The organism is Enterobacter sp. NFIX59 (genome assembly GCF_900113755.1).
Classification (GTDB): Bacteria; Pseudomonadota; Gammaproteobacteria; order Enterobacterales; family Enterobacteriaceae; genus Enterobacter; species Enterobacter pseudoroggenkampii.
In genome coordinates, this window is the sequence record NZ_FOQN01000001.1 from 401917 (window position 1) to 411644 (window position 9728).

The 9728-nt window shown below is 53.6% G+C and carries 10 protein-coding genes; 7 read left to right on the forward strand and 3 right to left on the reverse strand.

The window, feature by feature from the left end; all coding sequences use genetic code 11:
* Positions 1–188: 188 nt before the first annotated feature.
* The 6 genes from BM007_RS01925 (at position 189) to BM007_RS01950 (ending at position 3648) form a co-directional block, all read left to right on the forward strand.
* On the forward strand, positions 189–995 hold the full coding sequence (locus BM007_RS01925) for a MipA/OmpV family protein (RefSeq protein WP_090417032.1): 807 nt from the start codon (positions 189–191) through the stop codon (positions 993–995).
* A gap of 10 nt (positions 996–1005) precedes the next feature.
* Positions 1006–2121: a serine hydrolase domain-containing protein gene (locus BM007_RS01930; protein ID WP_090417034.1), complete on the forward strand. Its 1116-nt coding sequence runs from the start codon at positions 1006–1008 to the stop codon at positions 2119–2121.
* Complete coding sequence (locus tag BM007_RS01935) at positions 2108–2455, forward strand: hypothetical protein (RefSeq protein ID WP_090417036.1); 348 nt, start codon at positions 2108–2110, stop codon at positions 2453–2455. Before BM007_RS01930 ends, BM007_RS01935 begins: the two co-directional genes overlap by 14 nt.
* Before the next feature lies 1 nt (position 2456).
* Positions 2457–3014, forward strand: a complete 558-nt coding sequence (locus tag BM007_RS01940; protein WP_032645327.1) for a DUF2975 domain-containing protein — start codon at positions 2457–2459, stop codon at positions 3012–3014.
* A gap of 2 nt (positions 3015–3016) precedes the next feature.
* Positions 3017–3232, forward strand: a complete 216-nt coding sequence (locus BM007_RS01945) for a helix-turn-helix domain-containing protein (protein WP_024908393.1) — start codon at positions 3017–3019, stop codon at positions 3230–3232.
* A gap of 143 nt (positions 3233–3375) precedes the next feature.
* Positions 3376–3648: an ElaB/YgaM/YqjD family protein gene (locus BM007_RS01950; RefSeq protein ID WP_024908392.1), complete on the forward strand. Its 273-nt coding sequence runs from the start codon at positions 3376–3378 to the stop codon at positions 3646–3648.
* 29 nt (positions 3649–3677) lie between these two features.
* On the opposite strand, the gene BM007_RS01955 is transcribed toward BM007_RS01950, so the two are convergent.
* On the reverse strand, positions 3678–5141 hold the full coding sequence (locus BM007_RS01955; RefSeq protein ID WP_090417038.1) for an EAL domain-containing protein: 1464 nt from the start codon (positions 5139–5141) through the stop codon (positions 3678–3680).
* A gap of 277 nt (positions 5142–5418) precedes the next feature.
* On the opposite strand from BM007_RS01955, the gene BM007_RS01960 reads away from it, so the two are divergent.
* Positions 5419–6303, forward strand: coding sequence for a helix-turn-helix domain-containing protein (locus BM007_RS01960; RefSeq protein ID WP_090417040.1), 885 nt, complete (start codon positions 5419–5421; stop codon positions 6301–6303).
* A gap of 35 nt (positions 6304–6338) precedes the next feature.
* Here BM007_RS01960 and BM007_RS01965 read toward each other — a convergent pair whose 3' ends face one another.
* Positions 6339–7514 (reverse strand): HlyD family type I secretion periplasmic adaptor subunit, encoded by a 1176-nt coding sequence (locus BM007_RS01965; RefSeq protein ID WP_024908389.1) that lies wholly within the window; start codon positions 7512–7514, stop codon positions 6339–6341.
* Positions 7511–9691 (reverse strand): type I secretion system permease/ATPase, encoded by a 2181-nt coding sequence (locus BM007_RS01970; RefSeq protein WP_090417042.1) that lies wholly within the window; start codon positions 9689–9691, stop codon positions 7511–7513. The genes BM007_RS01965 and BM007_RS01970 overlap by 4 nt, the downstream gene beginning before the upstream one ends.
* Positions 9692–9728 lie beyond the last annotated feature (37 nt).

Below are 9728 nucleotides of genomic sequence, written 5' to 3' on the forward strand. Positions count from 1 at the left end.
TGCGAACTCCTCATTCATTCATAGAGTTACGATATCGTACTTTCCTCCCCGGCAGCATCTCTTTTTATTGTGAGGGCTTTAGCGCCCTACCAATTTTAGTGTAAAACAATAAATGTTTATTGTTTTACGATAAACACCAGACTAGCCTGCACGCACTTCAACTTACCTTTTGCCTGGAGAGGCATCGAATGAAAAGAAGTCTGCTGTATGGCGTTTTGCTCGCGGGGATCGCGCTTTGCGCCCCCTTACACGGTGCGGAGCTGTCCGGCTACGCGGGTCTGGGCGTCGCAGTCAGTCCCGTTTATTCGGGATCGCGGCATTACGCACCCGGACCGCTACTGAAGGGCGGCCTGAGTCTGAAGAGTAAAGACTGGGGGCAATGGGATCTCTCCACGGAGGGGCTGGCATGGACATATCACCCCGACGCCCCGTTTGCCGTGAGCCTGCTGCTGGCCTCTGATGAGGGGCGAAAAGAGACGGTTAACTATCCCTTCTCCGCTCGAAAAAACCGTGATCTCCAGGGAATGGGTGATATGGCCGACATGCTGATGGCGGGCGCGGAAATGCGTTATCAACGCGAGGACTGGACGATATGGCTGCGCGCGTTAAGTGCAACGCAAAAACACCGGTACGGTGGCGAGACGCAGCAGCTGGCGAGGACCGTGAACAGCGGCGTAAAGTCCACCCTCTGGCGCGGGCAGGACGTCGAATTTTCGGTCGCAGGTGACATCACCTGGGCGAACAGCGGCTATCAGCAGCGCCATTATGGCGTCACCGCGAACCAGTCTCAGCGCACCGGGTTTGAGGCGTATTCCCCATCTTCGGGTTTACAGGAAGCTGGAGTCGATAGCGAACTGGTCTGGCACATCAGTGAAAATCTGGCGGCTGGGGTGACCGGTCGCGCAGCCTGCCTGCTTGATGAAGCGGGTAAAAGCCCGCTGGTTAACAGCCGCATGCAGTACACCCTGTCATCAATGATCCAGTACGAGTTCTGAGGCGCAGACCATGAATAAACAGTATGTATACAGCCGCAGGCGAGTGTTAGCCGCAGGGGTGGTTTTTGTGTCGCTGATTGCCGCAGGCATCTACCTGCAGCCGGGCGTCAGCACGCCGTCCCCGCGCCAGACGGGTGATGCAACCATCGTCTCGTTCCTGACGCCACTCCTCAGCGGGGCGCGTGGCAGCGTTGCCGTCGCACTTATCACGCCAAAAGGCGTGCAGTACGCCCTGTGGGACAGCGATTTTACAAAACAGTATGAAATCGCCAGCCTGACCAAAACCATGACCAGCAGCCTGTTGATTGAGGCGCAGCGACGCGGCGAGGCGACTCCGCAAACCCGCGTCGGTGAACTTATTCCGGAGATCGCAGGCCCGGCGAGCGATATTACCCTGGCGCAGCTGGCTTCGCATCGCTCCGGCCTGCCGCCGCTGGCGACGTCGTTACCCGAGAAAGTTCAGGTTATTAAGTCCATCATCCTGCGAGACAATTTCTGGGACTTCGATGAGGAGACATTAATAGACATGGTGAATAAAGCCAGCGTCGAACGCCCGACCGGATTTGACTATTCCAACACCGGCTATGCGCTGCTGGGACTGGCGCTGGCGCGTGCATCGCATCAATCTTTTGCTGACCTCCTGCAAACGCGCGTATTCGCTCAGGCGCACATGACAGGTTCTGTCGTCGCCAGTGATACAACGCCCGCCTCTTCCACGTTCAGCCGGGGTCGATCCGCTTCCGGCCTGAGCGAAGCGCCGTGGAAAATGCACGCATTTACCCCCGCCGGAGGCGTGCGTTCAACCATTGTCGACATGGCCCATTACGCTCAGTCGCTGCTGGCAGGACCGCTCGCATGGCGCGACGCAATGACGCCGCAGTTTGCAACTGACGATCCCGATTCACGCGTGGGCTATGGCTGGTTCACCACACGCATTCAGGGGCGCGATATCACCTGGCATGATGGTGAATCGTCGGGGTTCGCTTCCGCTATCGCCTTCGACCGACAGCGTAAAAGCGCCGTGGTGATCCTCTCCGACACCGCGTGGCCGGTGGTTGTCCCGGCCATGCGGCTGCTATTAACCCCGCCATCTCATACAGCAGAGGCGCATCATGAACTGGATTGATATTCTCTGGGCGATACTGACCTTCGTCTCGGCCCTGCTGTTTGGGTGCGGAACGTGGGCCGCGCAGTATAAACTTCGGCTGATGAACACAATGCTGACCGTTGGGCTCATTCTTTATTGCATGGAAATGATGCAGACCATCACCCATCTGAGCAGTTCAGGCTACCTGTTCAGAATGCTCACCTGGGTGATTCAGGCGTCTTATCTCGCCTTTTGCGTCTATCATGTGTGGCCAAAACCCTGGATGAAACGCGCCGCTAACTGGCTGAACGGCGGTAAGATTGCCATCGCGCTAATGCTTATGTCATGCTTGTGCGTGCTGGTCTTAAAATAATATGAAACACTCAGGAAGGTTCGATGTGAATGGTGCGAGGGGTAAACTCAGTCTGGTGTTCATCGCAGGGGTGCTGCCGCTATTTCTCATCCTGGCATTAATCACCCCTTTGTGGATTTATTTCACCGGCGAGTCGTTTTTTATTTCCACTCTGCTAAAGCTCGCCGAGGTTCAGAAAGACGATCTGGCTGTTGCAACGGTTTCGTCGCTGCGCCAGATACTCCTGCTGGCGATCCTTTATCTTCCGGCGGGGCTGTTTGCCTTTGCTGTCTGGCAGGGAATGAGCGTCACGCGTCAGGTTCGTCAAAAACAGATCCTCTCTCGGGCTCTGGCAAACAGCGTTCGCAAGATTGCCATCGCGATGTTAAGCCTTGGGATCGCACTGCCGGTCTGTCGCTTTTTGATCCCGCTGACGATCGCGTGGCCGGGACATTACTACCAGGTCACCCTTTTGCTTGGGGATTTTGTTCTGCTATTAACAGGCGGTTTGCTGCTGGTAACCTTTCACTCCCTGGTCGAAGGGATCAAAGCGGAAGAAGAAAATAAGGAGTTCATCTAATTATGGCTGTCGTGGTTCATCTGGACAAAATGCTGGTAGAGAAGAAAATGACGTCCAGAGCACTGGCAGCCTTTGTGGGGATCACTGAGCAAAACCTGTCGCTGCTCAAGTCCGGCAAGGTGAAAGGGATACGTTTTGATACGCTGGCGAAAATATGCGAGGCACTGCAGTGTCAACCGGGCGATATCCTCTCCTGGGAGCCGGACAGCCCGGAATGACGCGCCAACCCCCACTCTCTGTGGGAGTCCCCCCGCACAGAGATATATCCGAAAACCACCCTGTCGGGTGCTGAAATTAACCTTTCGTCTCTCACATCCGCAAAGAACGGCTATCCTTTAATTATCAACAAAAGGAGGCAAAAATGTCTGATATCGGTACTGATAAAAACACCCAGTTTGCTGAAGACAAGGCAAAAAATAAACTTGATGAACTTGCAGGTTCGGCGCAGCAGCAGTTTGGTGAGTTCGTTGATTCACCAAAGCATCAGGTAAAAGGTGCGGCAAAAAAATATGCCGCGCAGGCCAGCGATGCTGTTTCCGATGTTACTGAAGCGGTCAGAAATAATCCCCTCACCGGCCTCGTCGCAGCGGGTGCGGTCGGTATTGTTCTCGGCCTGTTGCTGGGTCGAAAATAATAAAAGGCCCTTCGGGGCTTTATTTTTTGTTAACTGAACAACCTGACCATGCGGTCTAACTCTTCCTCTTTCACAGCACGCGATAAATAATACCCCTGAAAGTTTTTGACGCCCAGCGCGACTAATTTCTCGAATTTCTCTTCACTATCAACCCCCTCTGCAATGCAGTCTGCCCCGGTCATGTCGCTATATATCTGTATCGCTTTAATCAAGTTATAGTCATTGTCGTTTGCCACAAAATGCTCGACGATGTCCCGATCCAGTTTGAGTCCGTCAAAATGGACCTGGCGCACCGGGAACATGGTTTGGTGGTTAGAGAAACAGTCATCCAGAAACAATCGACACCCCGTATTGCGTAAATGCCGCATGGTTTCAGGGATCCTTTTGTCCTTCGTCACGTCAATATCTTCTGCAAATTCAAAGACCAGCTTTTCGGCCCACTGCGGTTTGAGCAGCATGCCGATGGCTTTTCTCGCCATATCTGGCAAGGCATTGCCGGAAGCCAGACGAGGCGGGATATTCACTGAAAAATAGTATTTCCCGTTATACTTATTAATTCCTGATACGGCGGCATGAATGACTAGCGCCGTTATTTTTAGCCATATCTCATAACTGGAAATATCCGTAAGAAAACCGGTTGGTTTGACAATCTTACCATTCTTATTCCAGCGAATGAGTATCTCAAACCCTACACCTTTTTTATCACGATCGGTAATGATCTGATAGGCAGGAAATATCTCTTTGTTATGCAACGCATTGAAGATTTCTGCTTCCTTATCCGTAAATTCCGTTTTTTTACTTCGCCGTTTAATACTTCCCTCCGCTTTTAAATTGTGCGGATCGTGTAGCCATTGCTTAATTAACCTTAATTTCAGCACACCTTCCTTGCGGTGGGTGTAAACCGTTTTATTAGAGAGCCCCATTCTATCGCACATTTCTTTTACGGACATGCCGCGGTAGAAATTTAACAATACATCAATCTCTCTTTTTGTAAGCCATTTAATATTTTCATGCGGAGAAATATCCGTACTGCGTTCGCGTAATAAACGTGAGCGGTCCTTAAACCCGTTATGGTGGGTGTGAAAACAGGTTATTACATCTGAAACATGGGCTATACGAATTAATGACAATTGATAGCGGTTATTTAAAAGACTGCTAAGGGTGCGATACAACCAGCCATCCGGTATGTCACCATACAGGGTGACGCGTCGAATAACGGGGAGTGCATTGAGAACGGATGCCAGTCGCTTCAGGCTCTCCAGAAGATCGACAATACCTTTGCCGAGAAAAGCTACAATATGAGTATTCTGATTTATAAGGATATTTTGCAGTTCCTGTTGAGAGACCTCATCCCCCTCAAAGTGAATATGCGTGGCCTGTACTCCGTACCTGCTAAGGATCTCGCGATATCCCTGGAATGTGAACGCGCAGGCTGAAACGACAAATTTATGTTCATCGCACGCCCCATTTCTGAGAGAAACTTTGTGGATCATAACCTGCTCCTGGGCACCAAAAGCGCCGTTTCCATTTGTGAATAAATTAAATTTATTGCACACGTTGAGAACAGTAATTTTATCCTGGAGCCTCAGGGTAAGATACAGTTATCAGCCTGATTCACTGGAACATCTTTGCGTTAATCACCAGTTCGCAAATATACTTTTCTTTGCAAATAACAACGGCAAATATCTCATTCTCAGGGTATAATGAGAATTCCGAAAAAGAAGACTGAACACTTCATCTATCGGCTCATTAAAATACGAGAAAAATGCTATGGATAATCACATCTCATCCAGGGCCTTGCTACATCGAAGGGATGTTATAAAGAACAATCCACGATTCGGTGAGGCAATATTAGAGCACTACACAATTAATGACACCATCTATAAAAAACAACCTCTTTTCTACAAGACAATGCTGCAGGAATCACGATTTAACATTATCCTCTCTATGTGTTGTTTTATTTTTGGAAATCAGGCGGAGTCAGTTTCAGAGATTAAAGATTTATGTTCTCGCTATAAGATTGCCAGTCCCAACAGCGTTATTGCGATCATTACGATACTGAGAACCACCGGGCGCATCAGGACCTGGCGCTGCACGGAAGACCGACGCAAAACGAGAATCGCGCCAACTGAAAAAGGCCTGAATGAACTTAAGCGCTATATGTCCGGCGCTTTTTTGCCCGTCAGTATTCTTTACCCGACATTCAATATTAATGTGAACCTGCTGGACAATGATATTTTGAGAAATAACTTCTTCCGCCGCGCGGCAGAATATCTTTTTCGGGGATTAACGTTCAGGAAGGTGTTGCCTGAAGTGGGATTATTTATCGATAAAGATGGCGGACGTATGATTATGCTTTATCTTTACCTGCAGGCTATGAAAAATAAATCTGCCCATGGTGCCATCATCGACTATTCAGCCAGCGCGCTCGCAAAAGAATTTTTCGTTTCGCGTATCCACGTCAACCGGATTATCAAATCGGCTCAGGAGGCAGGCTACCTGAAAGATCGGGGCGATGGTCGGCTATCGATATACCCGGCGTTTATCGAACTCGTCGAAAATTATGCCGGGTTATATTTTGCCTATGTTACGCATTACATCAACGTAGTACCCAAAGAGCGACGCCACGCTCACAACGTGACGTCAACCGTATAATCCTCCAGGCGTTCGGTCTCCCGAACGCCCTTCACCTATCGTTCCCGCAGCGCCTCTTTTGCCTTGTTCAGCGGTTTCAACAGATAATCCAGAATGGTTTTGCTGCCGGTTTTAATATCAACGGTAGCAATCATGCCCGGAAAGACCGGAAATTCCTGCCCTTGCTTATTGGTCAGATGGTTACTGTCGGTACGAATATAGACGCGATAATAGTAGACATCTCTTTTCACCTCATCCTGCAGGGTGTCCGGGGAAATCATGGTCACTTCCCCTTCCAGCCCACCGTAAATGGAGTAGTCATAGGCCGTCACTTTCACCAGCGCCTTCTGACCGGGATGGATAAACGCCACATCGCGCGGCGATATTTTCGCTTCGACCACCATCTGATCGTCAAGCGGGACCAGGCTCATCAGCTTGCCGTTCGGCGGGATAACGCCTCCCACGGTCGTGACGTCAATGTCCTTCACGATCCCACGAACCGGCGCATTGAAGGTCAGCCGGGTCAGGGAGTCCTCACGCCCTTTCATCACCGAACGCTGGGCTTCAATCTCCGCGTTGGCTTTCGCCAGCTCTTCACGGGCGCGAACGTAATACTGGTTTTTCATCTCGGTGATTTTATTCTCAAGCTCATTCTTTTGACGCTCAAGACGCAACACCTCAACCTTGCTGGCCGCCCCCTGGGTCACCAGCGGCCGGGTTAACGACAGCTCGCGCTGCACCAGCTCGGCACCCTGACGCAACCCGGCCAGCCCTTTTTCGAGGCTTTCACGACGGGACTGGTAGAGTGCCGTTTCCTGCTTGACCAGTTCAACGTCGTCATCCAGCTCACCCGGAAACGCCAGTTCCGTGTCGTTCACCTCGGCCTTCAGGCGCGCAGCCGTGGCCATCGCCGCATTCAGACGAGACTCACTCTCCAGCACGCTCGACTCGGTTTTTGTCCGGTCTAGCTGCGCAAGCTGCTGGCCGCGTTCCACAATGTCGCCTTCGCGCACCATCAGGCTGTGGATAATGCCGCCTTCCAGGGACTGGATGACCTGCTCATGCGAAGACGGTATCACCTTGCCGCTGCCGGTCGTCACCTCATCAAGATGGAACAGGCTCGCCCAGGCGATAAACGCCGCCAGCAGGGCGAACAGGGACCATGCCACCAGGGTAGAGCGCGGCAGGCGTGGCTCCTTCAGTCGGCTATTGAAACGGGAGAAATCATTCATGCCGCGCCCTCCTCGGCAACCGCCGCCGGCTTCATGGTCACGGTGCGCTGCGCTGTCTTTTGCGGCGCCATTCCGTGCTGGTGCAGGATGGCGTCGCGCGGGCCGTCCATCACCACCTTGCCGTTTTCCAGCACGATGATGCGGTCGACCAGGTCCAGGATCGGCAGGCGATGCGTCGCCACCACCAGCGTCCGGCGTTTACCCAGCCATGTGTGAAGATGCTGAATAAACTGCTTCTCGCTCATTTCGTCCAGCCAGGCCGTTGGCTCGTCCAGCAGCAGGATAGTCGGCGAGGTGATCAGGGCACGCGCCAGCAGCAGCGCCTGACGCTGTCCGCCGGAGAGGCCAGCCCCGCCCTCGTTGATGATATAGTTCAGCCCCATTTTCTGTTTGCGCACAAACTCCAGCGCGCCGCTGTTAACCAGCGCCTGATGAATTTCGTCATCGGTCGCCAGCGGGTTCCCCATCAGGATGTTGTCCCGCACGGAGCCAAAGAACAGACGGGCCTGCTGGCTCAGCAGCTGCATGTCGCGACGCACGTCGGCCGGGTCGAGGTGATTGAGGGCAATATCATCCAGCAGAATGCTGCCCTGCTGCGGCTCCTGCATGCCCGCCAGAAGCTGTAACAGCGTGCTTTTACCGGAGCCATTACGTCCGAGCACCGCCACGCGCTCTCCGGCGCGGATCTGCAGCTTGCTGATGTTAAGTACGGTAAGTTTCTCTTCCTCGTCGTAATAAAACCCGACGTCCTCAAGCGCGTAGTCGCCGCGCAGGTGGGCCTTGTGCACCTTTTTGCCGTGCTGCGGATCGTCAATCGGCCGCTGCATCAGATCGTCCAGCCCCTTGCGGGCCACTTTTGCCGACTGCCAGCGCGAGAGCACGCCTGAGATCTGCGACAGCGGCGCAATGGTCCGTGACGCCAGAATCGAGGTACCCACCAGCGCACCGGTGGTCATGTCACCGCTGATGACCAGGTAACAGCCCACCAGCAGTACCACCGCATAGACGATAGACTGCACCTCCTGGGTCCAGGTGAGCAGCAGGCCCGTCAGCCAGCGCTGCTTCATGCCGACGCTGGCGGCGACGTCGTTGGTGTTATTCCACTGGTTCTGGAAACGCTGCTCGGCGCGCATCAGCTTGATGTCTTCAATGCCCTGCACCGCTTCCACCAGCGTGGCGTTACGGATGGCGGATTCACGCATCCCTTCGCTGGAGAGTTTCCCCAGCGGGCGCTGCACCAGCAGGCCCGGAATAAGCAGCAGCGGAACCGCGAGCAGAACCACCAGCACCAGCGGGCCGCCAATCATCCACAGAATAAAGACGAACAGCAGGAAGAACGGCAGATCGGAGATAGCCGCAATCGTGGTGGAGGTGATGAGCTCCCGCACCGACTCCAGCTCGCGGATCTGGGCGATAAACGATCCGGTTGATTTTGATCGCGCGCCGTTTTTAATCCGCAGCGCGTGGGCAAACACGCGTTCAGAGATACGCAGATCGGCGCGTTTGCCCACCACGTCAGAAATATGCACGCGCAGCATGCGCATGATGAATTCGAACACGATGGCAATCATCACGCCGCCAAACAGCACCCACAGCGTGGCTTCCGACTGCGACGGGACCACTCTGTCGTATACCTGCATGGAGAAGACCATGCCGGAAAGCGCCAGCACGTTGGCGACCAGCGCCACCAGCATAATGTCGCTGTAGCGTCGCCAGTCCTTCAGCGCCAGCTGCCAGAACCAGTTTTTCTCATACGGTTTGATGTAGTCGTCCACGCGGGCATCCGGCGTGGATTCGAGCGGGCGCAACACCATCAGCCCCTTTAGCCGCTCCCCGAGCTCGTCACGCGTCAGCGTCGTCTCCAGCCCCGCGTCGCCGCTGAACTGCAGGCTGACGTTGCCTTCGCTGTCCATGCGGTTGATCACCGCGATTTGTCCGCCGGTGAATTCCGCCAGCAGCGGCAGGCGCCACGGATCGAGGGATACCGCTTCAGCCGCCACCATACGCATCCCCAGCCCAAGCTGGCGCGCCATCTCCTCCAGCACCAGCTGGCGCGGAGACTGGCTTTCATGGTTAATCGTGACCCGAACATGCTCCGCTGAGAAATCCAGCCGATAATGTTTCGCGATGATAAGCATGCCCTGCAGCCAGGGTTCGTACTGTGGATGTGTCTTCATAATCTCCGGGTTAACGCAATTCGTGTAAAAGAAACGC

Coding starts and splice junctions, on each gene's coding strand:
- BM007_RS01925 (WP_090417032.1), top strand. CDS start 189: ATGAAAAGAAGTCTGCTGTATGGCGTTTTGCTCGCGGGGATCGCGCTT.
- BM007_RS01930 (WP_090417034.1), top strand. CDS start 1,006: ATGAATAAACAGTATGTATACAGCCGCAGGCGAGTGTTAGCCGCAGGG.
- BM007_RS01935 (WP_090417036.1), top strand. CDS start 2,108: ATGAACTGGATTGATATTCTCTGGGCGATACTGACCTTCGTCTCGGCC.
- BM007_RS01940 (WP_032645327.1), top strand. CDS start 2,457: ATGAAACACTCAGGAAGGTTCGATGTGAATGGTGCGAGGGGTAAACTC.
- BM007_RS01945 (WP_024908393.1), top strand. CDS start 3,017: ATGGCTGTCGTGGTTCATCTGGACAAAATGCTGGTAGAGAAGAAAATG.
- BM007_RS01950 (WP_024908392.1), top strand. CDS start 3,376: ATGTCTGATATCGGTACTGATAAAAACACCCAGTTTGCTGAAGACAAG.
- BM007_RS01955 (WP_090417038.1), bottom strand. CDS start 5,141: ATGATCCACAAAGTTTCTCTCAGAAATGGGGCGTGCGATGAACATAAA.
- BM007_RS01960 (WP_090417040.1), top strand. CDS start 5,419: ATGGATAATCACATCTCATCCAGGGCCTTGCTACATCGAAGGGATGTT.
- BM007_RS01965 (WP_024908389.1), bottom strand. CDS start 7,514: ATGAATGATTTCTCCCGTTTCAATAGCCGACTGAAGGAGCCACGCCTG.
- BM007_RS01970 (WP_090417042.1), bottom strand. CDS start 9,691: ATGAAGACACATCCACAGTACGAACCCTGGCTGCAGGGCATGCTTATC.